This window comes from Cellulophaga baltica (genome assembly GCF_900102165.1).
GTDB lineage: Bacteria > Bacteroidota > Bacteroidia > Flavobacteriales > Flavobacteriaceae > Cellulophaga > Cellulophaga baltica.
On record NZ_FNBD01000016.1, the window covers coordinates 30,330 to 53,428 of the forward strand.

General features: G+C 33.7%; 23 protein-coding genes and 1 tRNA gene. 20 read left to right on the top strand and 4 right to left on the bottom strand.

The window, feature by feature from the left end:
* Window positions 1–99 precede the first annotated feature (99 nt).
* From BLQ19_RS18925 to BLQ19_RS19010, 17 genes are all read left to right on the top strand, one after another.
* A complete protein-coding gene (locus BLQ19_RS18925) occupies window positions 100–1,101 on the top strand; it encodes an alpha/beta fold hydrolase (protein ID WP_074539368.1) in 1,002 nt (333 codons plus the stop codon).
* Between the two features lie 129 nt (window positions 1,102–1,230).
* Window positions 1,231–1,878, top strand: coding sequence for a DUF2459 domain-containing protein (locus BLQ19_RS18930; protein ID WP_074539369.1), 648 nt, complete (start codon window positions 1,231–1,233; stop codon window positions 1,876–1,878).
* Window positions 1,879–2,109: 231 nt separating this feature from the next.
* Window positions 2,110–2,556 (top strand): ASCH domain-containing protein, encoded by a 447-nt coding sequence (locus BLQ19_RS18935; protein WP_226990059.1) that lies wholly within the window; start codon window positions 2,110–2,112, stop codon window positions 2,554–2,556.
* Between the two features lie 327 nt (window positions 2,557–2,883).
* The gene (locus BLQ19_RS18940) at window positions 2,884–3,444 is read left to right on the top strand and encodes a hypothetical protein (RefSeq protein WP_074539370.1); all 561 of its coding nucleotides are present in this window, start codon (window positions 2,884–2,886) and stop codon (window positions 3,442–3,444) included.
* Entirely contained in the window at window positions 3,441–3,905 is a 465-nt protein-coding gene (locus tag BLQ19_RS18945; RefSeq protein ID WP_024479702.1) for a hypothetical protein, read from the top strand. The genes BLQ19_RS18940 and BLQ19_RS18945 overlap by 4 nt, the downstream gene beginning before the upstream one ends.
* A gap of 205 nt (window positions 3,906–4,110) precedes the next feature.
* Window positions 4,111–5,286 carry a hypothetical protein gene (locus tag BLQ19_RS18950; protein WP_074539371.1) on the top strand — a complete coding sequence of 392 codons (1,176 nt, stop codon included), beginning with the start codon at window positions 4,111–4,113 and terminating at the stop codon, window positions 5,284–5,286.
* A gap of 406 nt (window positions 5,287–5,692) precedes the next feature.
* The gene (locus tag BLQ19_RS18955) at window positions 5,693–7,558 is read left to right on the top strand and encodes a PAS domain-containing sensor histidine kinase (RefSeq protein ID WP_074539372.1); all 1,866 of its coding nucleotides are present in this window, start codon (window positions 5,693–5,695) and stop codon (window positions 7,556–7,558) included.
* Window positions 7,559–7,561: 3 nt separating this feature from the next.
* Window positions 7,562–7,981, top strand: a complete 420-nt coding sequence (locus BLQ19_RS18960) for a response regulator (RefSeq protein ID WP_029445620.1) — start codon at window positions 7,562–7,564, stop codon at window positions 7,979–7,981.
* 139 nt (window positions 7,982–8,120) lie between these two features.
* Window positions 8,121–8,861 (top strand): hypothetical protein, encoded by a 741-nt coding sequence (locus tag BLQ19_RS18965; RefSeq protein ID WP_074539373.1) that lies wholly within the window; start codon window positions 8,121–8,123, stop codon window positions 8,859–8,861.
* Between the two features lie 581 nt (window positions 8,862–9,442).
* On the top strand, window positions 9,443–9,982 hold the full coding sequence (locus tag BLQ19_RS18975) for a GNAT family N-acetyltransferase (protein WP_074539375.1): 540 nt from the start codon (window positions 9,443–9,445) through the stop codon (window positions 9,980–9,982).
* A gap of 149 nt (window positions 9,983–10,131) precedes the next feature.
* Window positions 10,132–11,154 carry an adenosine deaminase gene (locus BLQ19_RS18980; RefSeq protein ID WP_074539376.1) on the top strand — a complete coding sequence of 341 codons (1,023 nt, stop codon included), beginning with the start codon at window positions 10,132–10,134 and terminating at the stop codon, window positions 11,152–11,154.
* Window positions 11,155–11,339: 185 nt separating this feature from the next.
* Window positions 11,340–11,528, top strand: coding sequence for a hypothetical protein (locus BLQ19_RS18985; protein WP_074539377.1), 189 nt, complete (start codon window positions 11,340–11,342; stop codon window positions 11,526–11,528).
* Window positions 11,482–11,745, top strand: coding sequence for a hypothetical protein (locus tag BLQ19_RS21660; protein WP_254788438.1), 264 nt, complete (start codon window positions 11,482–11,484; stop codon window positions 11,743–11,745). The genes BLQ19_RS18985 and BLQ19_RS21660 overlap by 47 nt, the downstream gene beginning before the upstream one ends.
* 83 nt (window positions 11,746–11,828) lie before the next feature.
* Window positions 11,829–12,353, top strand: a complete 525-nt coding sequence (locus tag BLQ19_RS18995; RefSeq protein ID WP_074539379.1) for an OmpA family protein — start codon at window positions 11,829–11,831, stop codon at window positions 12,351–12,353.
* Between the two features lie 175 nt (window positions 12,354–12,528).
* Window positions 12,529–13,743, top strand: coding sequence for a bifunctional alpha/beta hydrolase/OsmC family protein (locus tag BLQ19_RS19000; RefSeq protein WP_074539380.1), 1,215 nt, complete (start codon window positions 12,529–12,531; stop codon window positions 13,741–13,743).
* A gap of 116 nt (window positions 13,744–13,859) precedes the next feature.
* Complete coding sequence (locus BLQ19_RS19005; protein WP_254788441.1) at window positions 13,860–15,398, top strand: phospholipase D family protein; 1,539 nt, start codon at window positions 13,860–13,862, stop codon at window positions 15,396–15,398.
* A gap of 263 nt (window positions 15,399–15,661) precedes the next feature.
* Window positions 15,662–16,507 carry a hypothetical protein gene (locus BLQ19_RS19010; protein ID WP_074539382.1) on the top strand — a complete coding sequence of 282 codons (846 nt, stop codon included), beginning with the start codon at window positions 15,662–15,664 and terminating at the stop codon, window positions 16,505–16,507.
* Window positions 16,508–17,268: 761 nt separating this feature from the next.
* On the opposite strand, the gene BLQ19_RS19015 is transcribed toward BLQ19_RS19010, so the two are convergent.
* A tRNA-Pro gene (locus BLQ19_RS19015) sits at window positions 17,269–17,342 on the bottom strand.
* A gap of 159 nt (window positions 17,343–17,501) precedes the next feature.
* Between BLQ19_RS19015 and BLQ19_RS19020 the strand changes: the two genes are divergently transcribed.
* The 3 genes from BLQ19_RS19020 to BLQ19_RS19030 are packed head-to-tail and all read left to right on the top strand — an operon-like array spanning window position 17,502 to window position 20,936.
* On the top strand, window positions 17,502–18,140 hold the full coding sequence (locus BLQ19_RS19020; protein ID WP_083332300.1) for a GDSL-type esterase/lipase family protein: 639 nt from the start codon (window positions 17,502–17,504) through the stop codon (window positions 18,138–18,140).
* An 18-nt stretch (window positions 18,141–18,158) separates the two neighbouring features.
* Window positions 18,159–19,775 (top strand): beta-N-acetylhexosaminidase, encoded by a 1,617-nt coding sequence (locus tag BLQ19_RS19025; RefSeq protein WP_074539384.1) that lies wholly within the window; start codon window positions 18,159–18,161, stop codon window positions 19,773–19,775.
* A gap of 27 nt (window positions 19,776–19,802) precedes the next feature.
* Window positions 19,803–20,936, top strand: coding sequence for a lactonase family protein (locus BLQ19_RS19030; RefSeq protein WP_074539385.1), 1,134 nt, complete (start codon window positions 19,803–19,805; stop codon window positions 20,934–20,936).
* 16 nt (window positions 20,937–20,952) lie between these two features.
* On the opposite strand, the gene BLQ19_RS19035 is transcribed toward BLQ19_RS19030, so the two are convergent.
* From BLQ19_RS19035 to BLQ19_RS19045, 3 genes are all read right to left on the bottom strand, one after another.
* Complete coding sequence (locus BLQ19_RS19035) at window positions 20,953–21,342, bottom strand: response regulator (RefSeq protein ID WP_024479687.1); 390 nt, start codon at window positions 21,340–21,342, stop codon at window positions 20,953–20,955.
* Complete coding sequence (locus BLQ19_RS19040) at window positions 21,342–22,433, bottom strand: sensor histidine kinase (RefSeq protein WP_074539386.1); 1,092 nt, start codon at window positions 22,431–22,433, stop codon at window positions 21,342–21,344. The genes BLQ19_RS19035 and BLQ19_RS19040 overlap by 1 nt, the downstream gene beginning before the upstream one ends.
* Before the next feature lie 226 nt (window positions 22,434–22,659).
* Window positions 22,660–23,094 (bottom strand): DUF5606 family protein, encoded by a 435-nt coding sequence (locus BLQ19_RS19045; protein ID WP_025614302.1) that lies wholly within the window; start codon window positions 23,092–23,094, stop codon window positions 22,660–22,662.
* Between the last annotated feature and the right edge of the window lie 5 nt (window positions 23,095–23,099).

Below are 23,099 nucleotides of genomic sequence, written 5' to 3' on the forward strand. Positions count from 1 at the left end.
CATAAAGGCTTTCAGAAAAGAGAAACTAAAATAGTTGAACCCTATCTGAAATGAACAATAGATTAAAGCAAGAATGAGTAGCTATTTGAAATTAAGAATATGAAAAAGAATTTACTCGGGTTACTTCTAGTAATCCTTACAACACAACTAAGTAATGCGCAAACCGATAAGTTATCATGGTTAGATATTGAACTAGCTAATTATGAATACCCTTTTCCCGTTGAAACACTGCACTTAAACGTGCAAAATCAGGAATTAAAAATGGCGTATATGGATGTAACGCCAAATAATTATGCGGGAAAAAACATTGTACTATTACACGGTAAAAACTTTAATGGTGCGTATTGGAAAACCACAATAGCGGCACTCACCAAACAAGGCTACCGGGTAATTGTTCCTGATCAAATAGGTTTTGGAAAATCTTCTAAACCAGATCATCTGCACTACACTATTCAACAGCTTGCCCAAAACACAAAAACATTATTAGATACGCTACACATAAAAAGATCTGCTATTTTAGGACACTCTATGGGAGGTATGTTAGCAACACGATTTGCATTAATGTATCCTGAAATTACTGAGAAATTAATTTTAGAAAATCCTATAGGATTAGAAGATTGGAAACTAAAAGTTCCTTATAAACCTGTAGAATGGTGGTACAACAATGAACTGAAAAAGAATTACGAAGGGATTAAAAAATACCAACTAGTGAATTACTATGACAATCAATGGAAACCAGCATATGACCAATGGGTAAACTTGTTAGCAGGGTGGACGTTGAATTCTGATTATAAAACAATTTCATGGAATGCTGCACTTACTTATGATATGATTTTTACGCAACCCGTAGTATATGAATTTAAAAATATTACGGTTCCCACTCTTTTGATCATAGGCACCAGAGATAGAACTGCATTAGGAAAAGGTTTGGTAACCGATGAAGTAAGAAAAACTATGGGCTTGTACAGTGAATTGGGGAAACAAACTCAAAAAGCAATTCCAAATTCCACATTGGTCGAAATAGAAAATGTGGGTCACTTGCCACATATTGAAAAATTTGATACGTTTATAAAGGCTTTGATCAACTATTTAGAAGAATAGAGGAGCATCATTCTAGGTCTAAAAAAACATAGCTTATTTTAGACCTAATTAGTAGCAACTATGTATTTGGGGGTATGGAATATGCTAAAACCATGTCTATTTTAAATAAGTAAATAGGTATTCTATTCTATGAAAATTATAAAAAAAACATTAAAGTGGTTCTTGTATTTTCTACTCATTCCATTAAGCTACCTCCTTGTTTCTTTACTATTTGCTTCTATCACGATAGACAGTAAAGCAGCTACTAGTAGTGAAGAAAAATCTATCTATTTAAGTACAAACGGTGTTCATCTAGATATCGTGATTCCCAAAGAAAATTTAGATCCATTACTATTAAAAGATTTGCTGAATACAGCTACTGATCACTATTTATCTTTTGGTTGGGGTGATGAAAATTTTTATGTGAACACTCCTACTTGGGGAGATTTAACCTTTTCCAATGCCTTTAGAGCCTTATTTTTAAAAAGTTCAACCTTACTTCATGTAACACGTTATAGCGCAGTACGGACGGAATGGGTTGAAGTAAAAGTAAGTGCCTCCGAATTACAAAAACTAAATACCTATATACACCAAACTTTTACGAGAACTACCAATGGTTCAAATATTCTATTGGAAAATCAAGGCTATTCTTCTTTAGATAATTTTTACAAATCTAACGGAAGCTATTCTTGTTTTAACACCTGCAATAGTTGGGTAAATGTTGGCTTTAAAGAAAGTGGTATAAAATCTTGTTTATGGACTCCCTTTGATTTTGGCTTATTAAATAAACATGAATGATCACAGGTTTCAAGTGATGCACTAGAAGTAAAAAAATCTATATTTTGAACGCGATTAAAAAACACATCACACTACGTATCATAAGATAATACCTTATTTTTAACGTATAAGTACATTTTAACCTAGATTCTTTATTTTATGAGACTCACAAGTATCTTTTTATTTTTAATGTTGATATGCTGCAAAAGCGAAACAAAAAATCATCAGGATACAAAGATCGCTGTTGAGAGTATGTGGACTAGTTTTAAAAAAGCACATCCTGAGGCTCAAGAAGAACAACCAGAATCCTATTTTTTTCATGATAATAAAGAAGATGCAGACCGGTTGGCAAAGCTCATTTTAGATGGGAAAAAGAAGGCAGGTTCTGGACTCTATATGTGGTATAAAGAAGCTAAGGCCCCATTGCCTGAAGTAGGAACAGAAATTATTGTCACAAATTTTGAAGGCATTCCTCAGGCCATCATCGAAACTACTAAAGTAGATACAATTCCTTTTAATAAAGTTTCTTCAAGCTACGCTCAGATGGATATGGGAACAGAAATTGATGCGCTAAACAAATGGAAGAAAGCCCACTGGGATTTCTTTGCAAATGCCATGGAAGAAAGCGGAGAACAACCTACCGAAACGATGTTAATTGTTTGTGAGCGTTTTAAAACTATTTGGCCTGAGAAAAACTAAGTCGCTAAGCATAACTCCTACATTCAACACAGACCATAGAGCAAGGCCTTCATAGAACTTGTGAAAATAGCACATCGTACACGCTATAACTTTAGCAATATCAACACACTAAAAAACTTATAGGCTCCATCTAGCCATCCTTCAATTAAAACCCAACTTCAAGGCATTTGAAATTTTTAATTCAAGCTTAAATTCTTAAATTTGCAACGTGAAAACAGAAATACTTCTAAGGCCTCCCTCCTGCTTTAGAATTCTTTTTTCCAATGTTTATTTTTTGTTAAAAACAAGTACACTCCATAGAGTACTAGTGACTATTAAATTTCCTTAATGAAGAAGCATAAAGCCCTTCGACTTTTTATGATCATACATGTTATTGGCATTCAAATTACATTTATGACCATGATTTTCAGAGAAAACTATGACACCAATAATTACGCAGCGCTTTTGGCGTTATTTTTAATTACCTTATTATTATTTGGGCACAAATATGTAGATCTGCACCACAGTGAATACGCTTATGAAAAAATAGCGGTGGTTGTCTTGATTCCTATTGGCGCAGTTATTACATATACCTTAAACAACATAGTAGGCTTAGGAAGTGTCCTATCTGCTGGTATTGTTGGGACAACGGCTTCATTTATTCCAAAAATAAAAAAACAATCACGCTATTTAAAAAAATTACCTCCGGCACTATATTGCGGTGCATTTATAGGGATGTCTAGCTCAGAGATAACACCTTCAATTTATTTTATAATTGCCGCAGGAATGGTTGCAGGGCTATTTTATATGTTTTCTAAAAACTTATTTCTAGGAGTCGGCGGAAAACTAGGTACTATCGCTTTTGCAGGCGTAGTCACGGTATCTTTAATTTACTGGTTGAGTTTATGAATACTTTTATCATTATCATCACAGGAATTTTTGGAGCTACGCTAACGTTTTATTTCAATGAACATCTAAAACAAGGGCCAGTAAGGTCTTCTGCCATGTTATCTTTAGTTGTTGGTTTATTTTTTCACCTATTTCCTGAACTTCTTAATCCTTTTTTAACCAAAAATATCCCTGTGGTATTTATAGGAGGATCATTTATTGGTATGGTTTCTTTTAAGGCCAAAGGCACCTATGTCATTTTAGTTATTGCCAGTATCATATTTAGTTGTATTTATCTTCATAAGAGTCAATTTTTTAATGGCTATGGAGGTGCATTAGGCAATTCTGCATTCATCGCTTTATTAACTACAATGGGGATTTCCGTCTTATTTTTTAAAAGAAATAGATTAACGAATCGTATTCTCTTAGCTAGAAGAAGAATAGTAAAACGGAGAAAAACGCGCAATAAAAGATTCTTTTAGTTCATTTACCGTACAGGAATTACCTTTAAAAAACGCATTGCTTTCTGGATTAATACAATTTCACATGCCCTTTATAAAAAGTATAATTAAAATGATCGCGCACGATAATTCTAACTTTTTTCTATATTTATACCTTCCACTACATAATGCATCTGAATAGTTGTGGATAAATAAAATTTAAAAACCAAACAATAACCTACCACGCATGAAAAAATTAGTGCTGCTTTTACTTATCGTATTATCTATACCTTTTGTTCTGTTTTCTCAAACGGATGCTTCACAAATACAGCAAACGCTCACTCAAAATTTTAGTCTCGTAGATCAATTTTCACAATTGGCACCCATGGCTATTAATCCGTATATCACCATATTTCTGACTTCTTTATGTTCAAAAATTGGCTTTCATAATGATTTTGTCGCGACCAATCCTTTTTTTAATAATTGGTTTGTATTGATACTTTTTGGTGCTTTATTTCTATTTACAGCGTTAGTAGGCACTGTATTTAAAACAAATAAAGCTACCGCTCCTATTGGTTTAGCAGATAATTACCTATCCAATCATGCTGCTTTAATAATTAATGGCTTTGTTATGCTAGCGCCTACCTTTTTGTCTGATAATCCTGCTCATGATGAAATTGTATACCAAGCAAGCTTCTTTTCCATCAGTTTAAAAACAATTATAGTGTTAGCCGTTTCAATGTATTTTTTAGTAATCGTGATGACCTTTAGATTCTTTATTGATATTTTAATCTTTCTATCGCCTATACCATTAATAGATACAATTTTGGAAGTATCAAAAATTGTATTGTCTATCGTTTTTGTTCTCATCAGTATCATTAGCCCTATTACTTCGGTAATCTTCTCTGGAATTATGTTTATTGTAGCGCTGTTCTTCTATCGAAAATCTATACGCCTAGTGACTCGAATTAAATATTTGTTAGTATATCCTATTCTAAATGTCTTTAGAAAAAAAGATACTATTTTAACCAACGGAACTACCTTGTCTATTTTGGTCTATATCAATAAAGAAACCAAGCAATTTAAAAAAGGAAAAGTAGCGCGACTTGAAAAAAGAGATAACCAAATTTTCTTGCTACAGAAACGGTTTCTTTTAGCACATAAAGAGGAAGAAATAACCCTTGAGAATTGCTACCTAACCCAAACACACCTAGATACAAACCTGACTAATGAAATTGGTGATACATCATTAATTCTTAATAGATCTTACCATAAGTTTATTGATGAAATCGCAAAAGAATTACAGGTTGATATTCGGAAAAAAGCCACGCTATCTCTTAATTTAAATACTGGTTTCCTAGCCAAACTTAAAAATATGTTCACAAAAAGTGATATCGCAGAATTAAAGTCGATACCTGATTAATGTAAGCTCTACATTACAAAGCAAAAAATAGAAACAATTGAATAAACTCTACTAGTATCAGTGTTCTGAGCACTTTAAAAAGCACGAAAAAAAATATATTTATTCCTGTCTTACAAACTAAAATTCATACCCTTAGAAAGTATAAATTAAACATTCTTAAGGGTTTACTTGTAAGTTTTATCTATATTTATAGCGTGCGTAAAATCTTTAGGTATTGAGTATAATACGTATTATTTTAGAAATTGGCACCCTAGAAATTTATACTTAGAAAATAAGTAGAATTTTTTAGAGTACAACAGTCATACTTGAGGGCTTTATGGACCTGATCAAAATTGGTTGAAATAAATCATGGTTTTATTCCTGATGCACGAGCTTAAAATTAATATGCTTATCTAAACCTATTTTAATGAGTCCTAATGTAAATGCTGAAATAATAGCGGTAATAGCTACAACAAACGATGATATCATATCTCAGTTTAATTCAGGAGCCCACACCTTATTAGGGTATTCTCCTGATGAAATGGTTGGCTCAAAAAAAAGTGATTCTTTTCTTTTAAAAGAAGAAATTGAAAACTTCAAAAGAGATTTAGCAGCACGCTATCAGTTAAAAACTATTGACTTTGATCCCTACAAAATATTGGCTGAGCATGATGCGAATGATGCTAGAGAGTGGACTATCCTAAAAAAAGATGGCAGCACCTTTATTGCACATTCCACCATTACTCCTATGAAATATGAGAATGGTAAAAGCAACGGCTATATAAGAATTATACGAGATATCACTGATCAGAAAAAGGTGGAGCGAGATTTGCTGCGTAAAAATGAAGTATTGAACCATGCCGAAAAAATAACCCTGATGGGGCATTGGCAGCTAGATACTATTACTGATAATGTCAAATGGTCTAGCAACTTATACAATATTTTTGAAGTACATCCAGATGAAGTTTTAACATATGACACCTATTTTAGTTATGTTCATCCTGGAGATAAGGAAACTGTAAGTACTTCTTTTGAAAAATCTAAACAGGATAAACATTTTTACGATTTATTACATCACATTAAATTAGATAGTGGCAAAATCAAAATAATTCAGCTTCTCGGAGAAGTTATTACAGATGAAAAGGGAGATGTTATTGAGATCATTGGAACCTGCCAAGATGTGACCCAGCAACGAATGGCAGAAATTAAGTTTAAAGGTTTATTAGAATCTGCCCCAGATGCCATGGTTATTGTAAATGAAAAAGGTAAAATACAACTCATTAATAAACAGGCAGAAAAACTATTCGGATATTCTATAGGAGAACTATTAGACCAACCTGTAGAATTATTACTTCCTGAACGTTATATTAATGCACACGCTAACCACCGCGAGCTGTATTTCAATATTCCCAAAACAAGAAAAATGGGAGAAGGAAAAGAGCTTTTTGGAATTGATAAACACGGAAGAGAAATTCCTATCCAAATAAGCTTAAGTCCGCTTAAAACAGAAGAAGGAGTACTTGTTTCTGCTGCAGTTAGAGACATTACATTTCAGAAAAGAGCTGAAAAAAGAATCATAGACGCCAAAGGAAGCTTAGAACTATTAACAGATAAGCTAACCATAAAAAACACCCAATTAGCAGATTTTGCGCATATAACCTCCCATAACTTACGAGCACCCGTGAGCAATCTAAATTCTTTATTAGAATTTTATAAGGATGCAGAAACAACTCTTGAAAAAGTGCAATTGTTTGAGAAATTTGAGAGTGTCATACATCACCTTACTTCTACCCTCAACACCTTAGTAGAAGCATTGAAAACAAAAGATGAAACCTCTAAAAATATAGAACTCCTCTCCTTTGAAGAAATCCTCTCTAAAACTAAAGAAATTCTTTCAGGTCAAATAATAGCTACTAATGCTAAAATAAGTAGCGATTTTACAGCAGCTCCAACTATTATGTATAGTAAAGTTTATTTAGAGAGTATTTTCCTTAACTTAGTGAGTAACGCTATAAAATATAAAGCGGAGGATAAAACTCCTGAAATTTTTATTAAAGCAACGGTAGAAAACGGAGTTCAAAAACTAAGCTTTAAAGATAATGGTCTGGGTATTAATTTAGTGAGACATGGCAAGAAAATATTTGGTTTAAATAAAGTGTTCCACCGCCATCCAGATGCCAAAGGAGTTGGTTTATTTATGACAAAAGTACAAGTAGAAGCCATGGGTGGTAAAATAACTGTTGAGAGTGAAGTCAACGAAGGCTCTATTTTCACCATAAAATTTAATAAATAGAAGATGATTAAGAACTTTAATTTTTGTATTGTTGATGACGATGACATTTACCAATTTACAGTAATAAAAACAATAAAAGCGCTCAATCTAGCTAAAAAAATTATTGCTTTTTCTGATGGCGAAGAGGCCTTAGATTTCATGATAAAAAACCTTCACAAAGATGAAGAATTACCAGATGTTATTCTACTAGACATCAATATGCCTATCATGGATGGCTTTCAGTTTATGGAAGAATACATAAAGATTAAACCTAAATTAGGAAAAAAAATAACTATTTACATGGTTTCATCTTCAGTAGATACTGTAGATATTGAACGTGCAAAAAAAATAAGTGAAATCTCTGATTACATTATAAAACCTATTAAAAAAGGGGAATTAAAATCTATTGTAGATAAACTTATTGATGAAGGTAATGAGGACTAAAATACAATTAATCTACTATCCTTTTTTTTACACCTTTAATACCAAACTATATAAAACAGTGGCTATTGAATTAGTTACTGCTACAGGAAGTAGTTTTCAGTAATCTATAGTAAAAAATAGCACATTCAGAATGTAACCTATGCACTTAAAAACACTAATCTTCATAGGATTTAGCGTCTCGTTAATTACTTATGGGCAAGAAATTGACAAATCCGAATATGTAAAAGACAGTCTGCTACATCGTTTTACGCGAGAAATTGAAGAAATTATCCAATCTAAAAATGACAGTACTAGCATCTTAAAAATAGTAAAAAAGAAGTGTGATGCTGCTATGTTTCATTTTGAGTCTTTTAAGGATACCAACAGTAAATTACAGCTTTATCATTTTTCAAAAGATTTTTATCATCTTAATTATATTTCCGAATTAATAGACCGTGAAACACAGAAAATTGTTCATACTGATTTTAAAAGGCATCAATATTTTGTAGAGGTACATGCGCTGAATGCTAAAGAATTTTTGATTATTGAAAGGCAAGATGATTTATCCTTCTCTTGTTATTCTGCCACCGTTTTTAAACTAAAAAAAGAGACTGCCATAAAAAAGAAAGGATTTAGACAAGGATCAGAATTGATCGTATGTTCTTGGACATCTATAGCCACATCCTATCCTACGGATGAGAATAAAGAATTGCTCCCTAAAAGTGGACTCACATTTTACGAGCCTTCTAAAATAACGTATGAAACGGACACAAAAACCATTTCCTACCCTTATAAAAACAGCACTACTGGAGCACTAGAAGAACAGAAGGCTACCTATAAAAATGGCAAATTCAAGATTGATGATTATGATGTACGCAATTTTTTAGATGGAATAAAATGATAAAAAATAGCTTAAGTATCTGTATCCTTTGTATAGGTTTTATGGCATTTGGCCAGGAAACTTAAAATGATAGCATCCCGAATTGGGGGTCTCACCATTTTAGTTCTGAAAAACAAATTTCGTTTCGCGTTGGAGCAGGAATACAAAAATCATTCTATAAAGAAATTGGTCTAGCATTACATAAATGTAATTATGGCGATACTGGCTTTTTCTCTAATGATATCTATAGTGCTCTGGAATGGACTCCTAGCCAAAGAAAAGATATCTATGGTTTAAAAATTGGCTACGAGGTCAATACCTACTTACTTAATTTGGGTTTAGAAGCTAAATACCTGAGCGATTTTGAAGAACGAGATTTTGTCATAACACCAAAAATAGGTTTAGGACTCTATGGTGATGTAAATATCTTTTATGGATATAGCATTTCTACACATAAAAATCCTTTTTCAAAAGATATAGGTCGCCACCAATTATCGATCATATTAAACCTCAATAAACATTTTTTAAGCTCATAAAGCTACTATATACTTCTTTTCTGTATTTTTAGGCTAAAGGCACTATGCCCACAAAGTACCTAAACAATGTATACAGAATTTAAAACAGAACGCTTACGACTAAGACCTACATTAGAGGAAGATGCTGAATTAATTTATCAGTTAATGAACACAGATAAGTTTATAAAATATGTAGACGATAGAGGTATTATTTCTATTCCGATGGCTGCCGATTATATAAAACGTATGATGCTCCCACAACTAAAGGCGCTAGGATTTTCTAGTTATACTATGATCACAAAACATGATGAAGTAAAAATTGGCACCTGCGGACTTTACAATCGGGATGGTGTAGCGGGTATTGATATTGGATTTGGGCTTTTACCTGGTTTTGAAGGGCTAGGCTATGCCTATGAAGCGAGTCATAGAATTTTGAATGCCGCTTTTGATGAATTTAAGCTGAATGAAGTAAAAGCAATTACCTCTAAAGAGAATTTTTCTTCTCAAAAACTGTTAGAAAAACTAGGCCTACAAAAAGACGGTGTAACGAAACTTCCTAATTCCGATGAAGAGATTTTACTTTACACATTAGCAGCAAATAAGCGCAGAATAGCTCAAAAAGATTAAAGAAAATATCAGGTTGCCGAGAAAATAGTTTTATATTTAATGGATATGAAAACGCTTATAACTACATTTTTAAGTAGAAAGCATATTTTAATTCAACATAGAACGGCCATACAAAAAACACTTTTCAGTACACTTAAACAATACATTTTATGGAATCATCTGCATTAAAAAAAATTATTCAAGGTATTCCCAAAGCCGAATTACATTTACATATTGAAGGAAGTTTTGAACCTGAGCTGATGTTTAAAATAGCTAAAAGAAACAACATTACACTGGCGTATGATTCCATAGCTTCCTTAAAAGAAGCCTATAAATTTAATAATCTTCAAGAATTCCTAGACCTATATTATATTGGCGCACAAGTCCTCATTCATGAACAAGATTTTTATGATTTAACGTGGGCATACCTTACTAAAGTCCACAGTCAAAATGTAGTGCACGTCGAAGTCTTTTTTGATCCACAAACCCATACCGATAGAGGCATTTCTTTTGATGTAGTATTCAATGGAATTTTTAAGGCATTAGAAAAAGCCAAAGAAGAATTAAATATCTCCTACCAACTTATTATGTCGTATTTGAGACATTTAAGTGAAGAAGAAGCCTTTAAAACACTAGAATCTTCATTGCCTTATAAACAATACATTCATGGTGTTGGGCTAGATTCTTCTGAAATGGGCAACCCGCCTAGTAAGTTTTCTAAAGTCTTTAAAGCCTCTGCAGACGAAGGTTACAAATTGGTAGCGCATGCAGGAGAAGAAGGACCATCAACTTACATTTGGGAAGCTTTAGACCTCCTTAAAGTTGTCCGTATAGATCACGGAAACCGGTGTTTAGATGATGAAGCACTGGTAGAAAGGTTGCTAAAAGAAAAGATTGCATTAACCTTATGTCCATTAAGTAATGTAGCACTTAAAGTTATTCAAAAAATGGAAGAACATCCTGTAGCTAAAATGCTTGACAAAGGGCTAATAGCCACTATACATTCAGATGATCCTGCTTATTTTGGCGGGTACATGAATGAAAATTACTATGAAACGGCTAAGGCGCTAAATTTAAATAAATCACAACTTATGCAATTAGCCATCAATGCCTTTGAAGCCAGCTGGTTGAGTGCTGCACGCAAAGAAGAACACATCAATCAAGTAAAAGAATATTTTAGTTTACTTGACTAATAATACATTTTATTCTTGCCAAGATTAAGCTAAGATTTCAACTAAAATATCTTTACTTATTATCCTTCAAAAAACTAACAGTCAGGTTTTTAATTTGATGTTTAGCGTATATTTCCTAAGTCAGCAAAACAAATAGTTTAACGCCAGCGTAGCTGTGGTCTCTTTTTTTAATAAAACCAATAACGATGAAAAAAATAGCTTTAATCAATCTAGTTTTAGTAACATTCCTTTCCTGCAAGGATACTACAGCAGAAAAAACGAATAAAGAGATAGAAAGCAATACCACTCCGGTAGCGGTTCCCACCGAAAAAGCACCAAATAAAGAAGTTGAAAAAAGAATTTTCTTGGGCAGAAATCCCAGAATCAACCGTTGATATCGGTGAATTTCCCTATCTAACACCTCCTAAAGGGATGATTGTAGATAAAGACGAATCAGAATCTTTTGAATTTGATAAATTGGAATTTTTTGACGGAAGGCAGTTCTTTGTTCTTGATGGAAAAGTGGAACGAATGAGTATTGCTATGGAAGGCGATAAAGAATGGGAACAATATTTATTTGACAAAAGCGTATCTGAATATTTAAATCTATAGGGGCGATCTTACTTTTTGAAGGACAGATTCCTTACGAACAAACTCAAAAATGGGGAGATAACCCAAATGCTATTTATAAACACATGCATGAGTTTTACGCAGGAGATGTTGTAAACGGCCCAATTAGCCTATATGTTTTACAAACAGCTCAACAAAAATTAGGCTTTCAAATTTCTTCAAAATCAAGAACTATAGGTGTTGTAGCATATAAAGATTTTGAGCAAACTATTGAGAAAATTACAGCTGAAACCATGTTAGAAGATATCAACGCTAAAGGCTTTGCTACGCTGCATATAAATTTTGACAAGGGTAAATCTAGAATTAAAGCAGATTCCTATGATATAATTAATGAAATTGCAAAAATGATGAAAGCGAGTCCCGATTTAAAAATTAAAATCGAGGGACATACAGACAATACAGGGGATGAAGTTGCTAATTTGAAATTATCAAAAAATAGAGCTAGAGCGGTTCTTATGGCGCTTACAGATGAAGATATTGATGAAGCACGATTAAAAAGTGAAGGTTTTGGACAAACAAAACCTGTAGAAGACAATGCTACGGAAGAAGGTAAGGCTAAAAACAGAAGGGTTACATTGAGAAAGTTGTAATCATGACTTCATACTCAAATCTATAGACAACTTGTAGAAACCGCTCATACACCTAAAAACTTGCATACCGGTGCCCACTTATTAAAAGACCTATCTTCTTTTTGTTTGCTAAATTACCTACTTGCCTGTACTTGTATACCACAAATACTAAAGGTTATTAAAACGAATACCGAACATGAAAAATAAAACAATATCCTTCAAAAACTCAAAAGGAGTTCTAATTTCCGGTAAACTAGAAGTACCTGCCAACCAACATCCTATTGCTTATGCCCTATTTGCGCATTGCTTTACATGTAATAAAAATTTAACTCCTGTCAGAAATATATCAAGAGCACTAACGCTTCAGGGTTTTGGTGTTATACGTTTTGATTTTACCGGACTTGGACAAAGCGAAGGTGATTTTTCAGACACAAATTTCTCTTCTAACATTCAAGATCTAGAAGATGTCGCTAATTATATGGCGCTTGAATTAGAAGCTCCTAAATTAATCATAGGCCATTCTTTAGGGGGTGCCGCGGCAATATACGCTGCTAGAAAAATAAGTTCTGTTGATGCTGTAGCCACAATCGGTGCCCCATCATCTCCCCAACATGTGCAACATCTTTTTAAAAATGGCTTGGAAGAGATTGAAGCTAATGGAAAAGCAATGGTAACTATTGGAGGAAGACCTTTCGCTATTGCAAAACAATTTATTGAAGATCTATCGAGCAAAAATATGAGTGCTATTGTAAAATCATTACGAAAACCACTTTTGATCCTACATTCTCCACAAGATACGACTGTAGGCATAAAAAATGCTGCCGAGATCTATGCTGAAGCCATGCACCCTAAAAGCTTTGTTTCCTTAGATGGTGCAGATCATTTGCTATCACATAAAGAAGATTCTGCCTACGTTGGTAATTTAATTGCACAATGGGCATCGAGATATATTAAAAAAGAGGATAAAAAGAAGCTTACAACCTCAAAACAAGTTGTTGTACAAATTGGAAACGAAAGTCTTACGACCTCTATTTTAGCTGCAGGACACCCTTTAATTGCAGATGAACCGGAAAGCGTAGGTGGCAATAATTTTGGACCAGCCCCTTATGACCTTTTGCTTTCTTCTTTAGGCGCTTGTACAGCAATGACCTTACGATTATATGCCAATCTAAAGAAATGGGATTTAAAAGAAGTTATTGTACACCTTACCCATGGCAAAGATTATATAAAAGATTGTATGGAATGTGATGAGAAAAAATCAAAAATTGATCATATTACAAAAAACATAGAACTAATAGGTGATTTGGATGAGGCTCAAAAAAAACGCCTTCTTGAGATTGCAGATAAATGTCCTGTACACAAAACGCTTCATCAATCTGTTGTGGTAACTTCTAGTTTGATTGTTTCCTGAAAAATATATGCTTGTTAACCCTATCTTTCTTATGATAGATTGGGTTCCCTATACACGCTAAAGACTATAAATGCGTTTATCAATTAAACCATTAACAACAACCGATGATAAGCGCCATGAATTTGATTCTTAACTATAAATACGCCTTTGTTCTTTTTTTATTAATACTAGCTTCTTGTAATGAAGAACAGAAGATAACTCCACCAACAGATTTCTGTGCTAACATTCATAAAAACGACAGTATAACATTAAGCAAGGAATTAGCCAGCGTAAAAGAATTGATGGCTACGAAAACCGGTGTATATGTTTTAGAAGACGGCAGTGGTTCTATGGTGGCCAGAGCGTGGCTTAGCGAATATGCAGAAAAGACCATAGACATTCAATATTTTATTTTTTCTACCGATATTGTAGGTTTAATTGCTTGTGATTATTTGATTAGAGCAGCAGATCGCGGGGTTAAAGTAAGAATTATTGTAGATGACATTATGGTAAATGCAGACATTCAGGATATTTTAACCTTTGCCTCTCACAAAAATATTGAAGTCAAAATTTATAACCCAGGAGTTAATCTAGGAAAAAACATTTTTAAAAAAATACAAAAATTTACAACAGATTTTAGAACTGCCAATCAACGTATGCACAACAAAACGTTCATAGTAGATGGTAAAGTGGTCATTACTGGAGGCAGGAATATTGCCGATGAGTATTTTGATTATGACCATGAGTATAATTTTAGAGATAGGGATATTCTATTATTAGGAAAAATAGCTAAAACTGTAAATACTTCTTTTGACCAATTTTGGAATAGCACCTTAACAAAAGAGGTTTCAGAAGTTATTGAAGAGCTACCTGAAAATATAACATCAGAAGAAAGATTTGACAAACTTCATGAATATGCCTGTAATCCTTATAATTTTTGGCCACAAGTTAGAAAGCGTATTGCTGCCTTACCTACAACATTTAAAAAAATTAATGCATCAGGAGATTTAGTTTGGTTAGATGATGTACAGTTTATTTCTGATGCTCCCGGAAAAAATGATGGAGAAAGTGGTTTAGGAGGTGGCGGAATTTCTACTAGTGCCTTAATTAACCTAGTTAAAAATGCGAAATCATCTATAGACATTCAAACCCCATATTTAATAACAACAAAATTAGCGCAAAATTTATTTAAAGATGCCGTAGACCGCGGTGTAAAAATTAGAATCTTAACGAATAGCTTAGCTTCAACAGATAACGTAGAAGCTTTCAGTAGTTATCAAACAGATAGAAAAAAATTATTACAAACAGGTGTAAGAATCTTTGAATTTAGACCTGATGCTGCAGAACGTAAAAAAATTATGACAGGAGAGTTACAAGAAAAACTAGACTACACTCCTATTTTTGGGTTGCATGCAAAATCTATGGTTGTAGACCATAAAACAACAGTCATTGGCACCTTTAATCTAGACCCCAGAAGTGCTAATTTAAATACTGAATGTGTGGTTATTGTTACTTCTGAAAAAATTTCAAAGGGTGTTTTAAGCGGAATGGAAGAAGAGTTTAAACCTGAAAATTCATGGGAGACCACGTTAGATTTCAATCCAGATTCTGAAGTAAATAAGTATAAACGATTAAAAACTTGGACCAGAAAATTAATTCCAAAAGAAATCCTGTAAGTTATAGTACTTCACAAACTATTTTAAAGCCTTAAAGCAGCTCCACTTATCTAGATATAAAAAATCATAAGGAATACCCTACAGGTCATGCATTCAGTATGCTTTTTCAAAAGATCTTATTAATTAATAACAGCTCATACTACCATAGTGATCATAGAAATTAAAAGAATTAAGCTGTTGTAATGGGTCAAAATTCAAATACAATTTTAACCTTCTTTAATCGTTAATTTCTAACAATAACCATCTAAATTATTATCCTAATTATGAAAAAAAAATATTATTTAAGTGCATTAGTTGTATGTCTTTTATTCAACTTAAGTTCTTGCTCCTCTGATGGAGATACTTCTGTAGATCCTGAAACAGAAGAAGTTGATGAAAACGCAACTGACGATCCTACTGATGAGGAAGTTAGCCCAGAGACACCCGATCCAGAAACACCTGATCCAGATCCCGAACCAACAGATCCTGAAGAGGTCTTAGACTGTCTAAAGACATTTGGAACAAACTATGTGGTTTTTGAAGCAGAAGCAACAGAATCGCCCTTAGACCAATGGGAATTAATAAGCAAAGGTGACGCGGGCTATTTGGATAAAGAAAGTCTTGGTCCTATAAATGAAACGCATTTAGAATTTACAGGTAACAATCAAGGTAGTGGTCCTGCAACGTCTCCTTTAGAATATGTATTTACAGCTCCGTCTACTGGAGCATATAAATTAGTTATGCGTCTATACCAGCGTTTAGAGGGTGCAGAGGAAGATAAATCTAATGACGTTTATATAAGAATGGCAGGTAATTTTACTACGGCTACTGATAAATATACCACGGAAGACTTAGAAACTGACTTGAAATTTTTTGGTAGAGGTGTTGATCAATGGGGTGGAGTTTATTCTGGTGATGGCGGAGCAGCCCATAACAAATCGGCAATTCTATACAATTTGATAGAAGGTGAAGAATATACATTCACCATGTCTGGGCGTTCAAAAAATGCCAATATAGACTACATTTTATTTTACGATACGAAAGATATCACCATCCAAACTGGCGCTAATAAAGATATTGCTGAATTAAATGATGCGCAGTACAGACCTGATTGGGATTGTAATCAATAAATCTGTTTCTTTTAAAATTACAAAGGAGCGCTTTAGAAGCAACTTCCGTATTCAAAAACTAAATCGCTATAAGCAAGTAAGAACACTTGCCTATAGCGGTTTTTAATTTTAAAAACACCTATACTCTGTTGTAGGTATTGTATTTTAAGCCATAGAAGAAACATATGAATAATAACTAGCAAAAATCCAATCATCTCACCCCTTCACCTCAATAATAGGATTTATAGAATCCTAATAAACACACATTGAAAATATAAAAATAAAGGCTAGCGCCTTCTCATTTTTTGCTTCCAAACGCTTACACGAACAAAATCTGGATTTACAGAATCCGAATAAACACTCATTGCAAATATCAAAATGAAGGCTAGCGCCTTCTCATTTTTTGTGTCCAAACGCTTACAGAACAAAATCTGGATTTACAGAATCCGAATAAACCCTCATTGCAAATATCAAAATGGAGGCTAGCGCCTTCTCATTTTTTGTGTCCAAACGCTTACACGAACAAAATCTGGATTTACAGAATCCTAATAAACCCTCTGTGCAAATACCAAAATGAAGGCTAGCGCCTTCTCATTTTTTGTCTCCAAACGCTTACACGAACAAAATCTGGATTTACAGAATCCTAATAAACCCTCTGTGCAAATACCAAAATGAAGGCTAGCGCCTTTTCATTTTTTGTGTCCAAACGCTTACACGAACATTGTTCGTGATGCTCTTGGAAACAAAAAATGAACCGCAACACGATTCATTTTCTTATTCAGTCGGGATGACAGGATTTGAACCTGCGACCACACGGCCCCCAGCCGTGTACGCTACCGGACTGCGCTACATCCCGATTAATTTGATGCCAAATATATAGAATAGTAACACTAAAAAAAAGAATTTTTACAGGATGATTTCGCTGCGCTTGAATTACAAAAGTTATTACTTGTAATATATTTTAAATTGAAGGTTTCACAGATAAAAGCTATCTTAGAAGCTTAAAGCATTTAAAGTGAAATTTTTAGTATTATTTTTAGTTCCCCTATTTTGCATGGCGCAACCCAACGCTTATTTTAAAGATGAAGTAACAGCCATCTCTAAAAAATATGATTCGCTATGGGATTCTTCTAGAGAAACCATTGTCTTTACAGGCAGTTCTAGTGTACGTATGTGGAAAACTTTAGATCAAGATTTTCCGAACCATCAAGTACTAAATACTGGTTTTGGTGGGTCTCAAACTATTGATTTATTAGGCTATACCAAGGAGCTTATTTTTACGTATCGTCCTAAAAAAGTCTTTATCTACGAAGGAGATAATGACATATCATCTAAAAAAAAATCAAAAGAAATTCTGACAACATTTTCAGAATTAATTGAGACTATAAAAGTAAATGACAGTACAACCAAAGTGGTTATTATATCGCCTAAACCAAGTATTTCTAGATGGAAATACAAAGGAAAATATAAGCGATTAAACAGAAAATTGAAACGTTTTTGTGAAGAAAATGACAACTTAGAATTTGCAAACGTATGGGACATCATGCTAGAGAGAAAGCAATTAAAAAAAGATCTTTTTATCAGTGATGGCCTTCACATGAATGAAAAAGGATATCAACTCTGGCATTCTGTTATTAAAGATTATATTGACTAATACGCTAGTTTTTTATTTATGAAAAAAAAGATTTTTGCCTTAAAAATAGCTTTATTCGCTTTAGCGATTGTATCCCTATCCTGTGCAGAGAAAAAGAAGAAAGTTGTACTTGTATTTCCTGAAACAAATTTATCCGCAGAAAATATTATTCCGAAGCCTTCTAAAGTTATTGCGACAAATTCTGCCTTTGGCTTAGATCAGAACACCGTGATTTACACTTCTCAAGCATTTAATGGATTTACCGAAGTAGGTACTTTTTTATCAGAGAAAATTGAAACCTTAACATCATTGAAAGTTCCTGTAAATACTACTGATTTAGAACAGGTAGATCGCATTATTTACATCAATCAAACGGACAGTCTAGAACTAGAAACAAAAGAATCTTATCAATTATACATTTCAAAAGATTCTATTATCATCAATTCTAAGACTGCTGAGGGCGCTTTTAGAGGTGTGCAGACCTTACGACAGATAATCCCAGAGAAAAGTAACGATAGCATCACAGATCATCCTATGTGGCTTATTCCAACAGGCAAAATTATTGATAGTCCTAATTTTGAATATCGAGGTGCCATGCTAGATGTTACAAGGCATTTTTTTAGCGTTACCGATGTAAAGAAATACATAGACGTATTAGCTTATTATAAAATCAACAAACTACACTTACACCTTACGGATGATCAAGGATGGCGTATTGAAATAAAATCATGGCCAAAACTGACTGCTGTTTCTGGTGCTACAGAAGTTGGCGGTGGCGAAGGTGGTTTTTATACGCAAGAAGCGTATAGTGAAATTGTAAGCTATGCTTCTAAACATCATATGACGATTATTCCTGAAGTAGATATGCCAGGACATACCAATGCTGCTTCTGTTGCATATCCAATTCTTAACGGAAATGGCAAAACGTTAAAGCCATATACAGGTACGCATGTAGGTTTTAGTACGTTTGATGCGCACAAGGATACCGTTTATGCTTTTATTGATGATGTTGTACGTGAAATAGCAGCACTTAGTCCAGGACCTTATTTTCATATTGGTGGAGATGAAAGTCATGTAACTAAAAAGAAAGATTATATTCTTTTTGTAAATCGTGTAGAAAAAATTGTTCAAAAACATGGTAAGCAAATGATTGGCTGGGATGAAATTATGCAAGCGGATGTAGATAGCACCAGTATTGCACAACATTGGAACACCAAGAAAAATGCAACTAAAGCAGCTGCAAGAGGATCAAAAATAATTATGTCACCTGCTACGAGAGCTTATCTGGATATGAAATATGATGACACCTCTATTCATGGCTTGGATTGGGCAGCACTCATTCCTGTTGACACGGCTTACAACTGGTCTCCTACAACATATATTGAAAATCTAAAAAAGGAGGATATCTTAGGTGTAGAGGCACCACTGTGGTCTGAAACAATTTCCACAATAGCTGAGCTAGAATATTTAGCATTTCCTAGAATTATTGGCTATGCAGAACTAGGTTGGACCACGGACGAAAATAGAAATTGGGACGATTTTAAAACACGCTTAGCCAATCAAACTCCTTATCTAAACAGGATGAATGTAAACTACTACCCGTCTACTTTGATTGATTGGAAGAAAGACGTATCAGAAACCATACTTAAAAACTAATTAATAGTACCACCACAAACCCACTCAATGAAGTATTCTATCTTTTTTTTAGTAGTAATTATGCTTACAAGTTGTAAAACAGAAACCAAACCTACTCAAAACACACCAGAAGTGGCACAAGAAACGGCACAAGATGCTACTTTTTATGTAGGCACCTATACGGATAAAGAAAGTAAGGGCATTTATAAATATAGCCTTTCGGCCGATGGAAAATTAGCTAAAATAGGCTTGGCGGCTACAACAAATAATCCGTCGTTTTTAGCCTTGAGCCCAGACAAAAAATTTCTTTTAACCGTAAATGAAGTAGCCGAAAAAAACACCGGCTTTGTAAGTTCTTATCAAATTGAGAAAGATACTTTACTTTTCAAGAACATGAGTTCATCAGGTGGTGCACATCCTTGTCATGTTGCTATTAACGATAAAGGATACGTTTTAGCGGCAAATTACAGTAGTGGCTCTGTGGGCTTATTACAAATAGATTCTGCCGGAAAATTGACTGATTTATTAGATACGCAACAACATAGTGGCCAAGGAACTACAGCAAGGCAAAAAGGACCGCACGCGCATTCTGCTTGGTTTGATGAAAACATTGTTATCGCAGTAGATTTAGGAACGAATGAGCTTTGGTTTTCAAGTATCAATACCACTAGGAATACACTAGATTCCGTAGCTCCTTTTAGATTGCCTATGGCAGAAGGTGCAGGACCAAGACATTTGGTACAACATCCTACTAAAAAAATCCTATATGTTTTAAATGAATTAGATAATACCATCACTAGCGTTTCTAGATTAGCGGACGGTACTTATGAAAAAAAGCAAACCATCTCTTCTATTCCTGAGGATTTTAAAGAGGCAACTAAAAGTGCCGACATCCATATTTCTGCAGACGGTAAATTCCTATACGCTTCAAACCGAGGTCATAATAGTATTGCCATTTTTAGTATACATGAAGATAGTGGTGACTTAAGCTTAGTTGGTTATGAATCTTGCCGTGGAGAGAATCCAAGGAATTTTTCATTAACGCCAGAAGACACTTATTTAATTGTAGCCAATCAAGACACCAACAATCTAATTTCTTTTAAAAGAAATGCGCAAACAGGACTATTAACATTTGTTTCAGAAATTGAAGCTCCTACGCCTGTTTGTATTCTTTTTGACTAAATATTTCTAAGACCATCTACTTATTAATGGCTAATAGAATTTTTTTCATTTTCTCATAATTCAAGGGCTTTTCTAAGTACTCTATGACATTGCTATACCTAGAAGCCATTTCTTTGTCTTTTGGCCTACTAGAAGATGTTAATAAGACAATGGGTATGCCTGAGTATTGATTTTTGACTTCCTCTGAGTCTAAAAACTCAAAGCCGTCCATGACAGGCATGTTAACGTCCAAAAATATTAGATTAGGTTGTTCCTTCGCTAAATATTCTAGTGCCAACTCCCCGTTTAATACAGCGTCAACATTTTCAAAGCCTATATTTTTTAATTTTGTGGTGGTTATGTAATTGGTAATTTCATCATCTTCCACCAACAGTATTTTGAAAACGCTACTAGTTTGATTTTCCATTAAAATGTAATTTTAAATTCAGTTCCTTTATTTATATCACTTGTAGCACGAATAGCACCCCCATTATTTGTAATAATAGAATTCGTAACATAAAGTCCTACTCCAAGTCCATCTACATGGGTGTGCATTCTTTTAAACAATCCAAAGATTTTATTGGGATCAGTAGCCGGCTCAAACCCTAATCCGTTGTCTTTAACCGATAAAACCAACCGCTCTTTAACTAAGGCTGTTTTAATAAGAATAACAGGTTTCCTGTTTGGGTTTCTAAATTTTATCGCATTAGAGACTAAGTTTTGCAAAATGCTTTCTAACTGAATTACATTATAATCTATGTTAGGCGCACGGGCAAAATCTTCTTTAATTATAGTCCTACTCTGTACTATTTCCTCAGCGTGATTAACTTTTATTTTTTCAATAATTTTAGAAAAACTTAGAAGTTCTTTTTTATCATCCGATTTCGTTTTCAAAGCAATTACAGAATTTAAAGCCCTAAGTTTATCGCACATTTGTTTGGCTACCTGCTGTACTTTATCAAATACCGGCATACCTGCTTCAGAAATAGCATTCTCATTCTGTAACATATCTAATAAGCTATGAATATTAGTAAGGGGCGATCTTAAATCATGTGCCGCTACATAAGAAAACTCTTCTAACTCTTGATTTTTGCGCTTAAGATTATCGTTTACAGTCTGTAAGTTTACTTTTGTTGTTTTTAGTTGATCTATAGTGTTCGTTAAATTCGTAACATTTAACGTACTCATGCCTAAATAATCACCAATCTTGAAGGCTTTTATCATGAATTTAAGTACTCCGGCATCGGTATGAAAAGAAACTTCATCAAAACCGACAGGCTTACCTGTTACTAAAACATCCTTATATAACTGATATCTTTCATTCTCTTTTAAATACGGAAAAAAATCTAATAAATTTCTTCCTATAAAATCTTCTCTCTTAATTTTGATAGCCGTTAGAGCTGCTTGATTAATATCTACAAAATTTAGATCCTTATTTAAAATAACAAATGGCGAATAGGCCATATTAAAAAAAGCACCTCGAAGATCTCTATCGAATTCTCCTTCTACTGCTGCCATACTATCTTGTTTTTGATTTGTAATAAATCATTATTAGGTCTCAAAACTCCTCTTTTTGTGTGATAACATCAGGAATAAAGCCGCCACTACGATAAAACCATAGACGAATAGCAATAAACTGTAGATAAAGGAATTTGAAATAGACAGATTTTAACAAAAAAAGGCAACGAATATGAATTTTCATATTCGTTGCCTTTTCAAACAACTGGTTTTAAAGTGGATAGATTTACTCTCCTCCTTCTTCCTTTGCTGCTTCTTTTACTTCTTCTTTAGCTTCAAAATCCGTAATTCCTTGCTCTTGGAGCATATTATACCACTGAATTACTTTCTTAATGTCGCTAGCATATACTCTATCTTCGTCATAATTAGGAAGTATCTCAAAAAAGTACTCCTCCAATTTTAACTTATCATCTTTATGAGAAACTGGAGTTTTTTCTCCATTCTCTTTTTCTTGAATTTTCTTAAACACTTCGCGAAGCGGAATTTCTGCATCTAGTGTATAAATAGCAATTTCAGAAAGAACACTTACGTTGTTCTTAAAACCTACCGTAATTTTTTTACCATCTAATAACGATTCTGCTACAAAACCAGCTCTAGTTTGTGTTAATAATTTAAACAAACCTGGTTTTCCCCCTATGGATAAAATTTTATCTAAACTCATGTATT

Coding starts and splice junctions, on each gene's coding strand:
- BLQ19_RS18985 (WP_074539377.1), top strand. CDS start 11,340: ATGAAAAAAATAGCTTTAATCAATCTAGTTTTAGTAACATTCCTTTCC.
- BLQ19_RS18935 (WP_226990059.1), top strand. CDS start 2,110: ATGTGGACTAGTTTTAAAAAAGCACATCCTGAGGCTCAAGAAGAACAA.
- BLQ19_RS19000 (WP_074539380.1), top strand. CDS start 12,529: ATGAAAAATAAAACAATATCCTTCAAAAACTCAAAAGGAGTTCTAATT.
- BLQ19_RS19045 (WP_025614302.1), bottom strand. CDS start 23,094: ATGAGTTTAGATAAAATTTTATCCATAGGGGGAAAACCAGGTTTGTTT.
- BLQ19_RS19040 (WP_074539386.1), bottom strand. CDS start 22,433: ATGGCAGCAGTAGAAGGAGAATTCGATAGAGATCTTCGAGGTGCTTTT.
- BLQ19_RS18930 (WP_074539369.1), top strand. CDS start 1,231: ATGAAAATTATAAAAAAAACATTAAAGTGGTTCTTGTATTTTCTACTC.
- BLQ19_RS18975 (WP_074539375.1), top strand. CDS start 9,443: ATGTATACAGAATTTAAAACAGAACGCTTACGACTAAGACCTACATTA.
- BLQ19_RS18965 (WP_074539373.1), top strand. CDS start 8,121: ATGCACTTAAAAACACTAATCTTCATAGGATTTAGCGTCTCGTTAATT.
- BLQ19_RS19030 (WP_074539385.1), top strand. CDS start 19,803: ATGAAGTATTCTATCTTTTTTTTAGTAGTAATTATGCTTACAAGTTGT.
- BLQ19_RS18940 (WP_074539370.1), top strand. CDS start 2,884: ATGAAGAAGCATAAAGCCCTTCGACTTTTTATGATCATACATGTTATT.
- BLQ19_RS18960 (WP_029445620.1), top strand. CDS start 7,562: ATGATTAAGAACTTTAATTTTTGTATTGTTGATGACGATGACATTTAC.
- BLQ19_RS18995 (WP_074539379.1), top strand. CDS start 11,829: ATGCATGAGTTTTACGCAGGAGATGTTGTAAACGGCCCAATTAGCCTA.
- BLQ19_RS19025 (WP_074539384.1), top strand. CDS start 18,159: ATGAAAAAAAAGATTTTTGCCTTAAAAATAGCTTTATTCGCTTTAGCG.
- BLQ19_RS18945 (WP_024479702.1), top strand. CDS start 3,441: ATGAATACTTTTATCATTATCATCACAGGAATTTTTGGAGCTACGCTA.
- BLQ19_RS18955 (WP_074539372.1), top strand. CDS start 5,693: ATGAGTCCTAATGTAAATGCTGAAATAATAGCGGTAATAGCTACAACA.
- BLQ19_RS19035 (WP_024479687.1), bottom strand. CDS start 21,342: ATGGAAAATCAAACTAGTAGCGTTTTCAAAATACTGTTGGTGGAAGAT.
- BLQ19_RS19005 (WP_254788441.1), top strand. CDS start 13,860: ATGAATTTGATTCTTAACTATAAATACGCCTTTGTTCTTTTTTTATTA.
- BLQ19_RS18980 (WP_074539376.1), top strand. CDS start 10,132: ATGGAATCATCTGCATTAAAAAAAATTATTCAAGGTATTCCCAAAGCC.
- BLQ19_RS19010 (WP_074539382.1), top strand. CDS start 15,662: ATGAAAAAAAAATATTATTTAAGTGCATTAGTTGTATGTCTTTTATTC.
- BLQ19_RS18950 (WP_074539371.1), top strand. CDS start 4,111: ATGAAAAAATTAGTGCTGCTTTTACTTATCGTATTATCTATACCTTTT.
- BLQ19_RS18925 (WP_074539368.1), top strand. CDS start 100: ATGAAAAAGAATTTACTCGGGTTACTTCTAGTAATCCTTACAACACAA.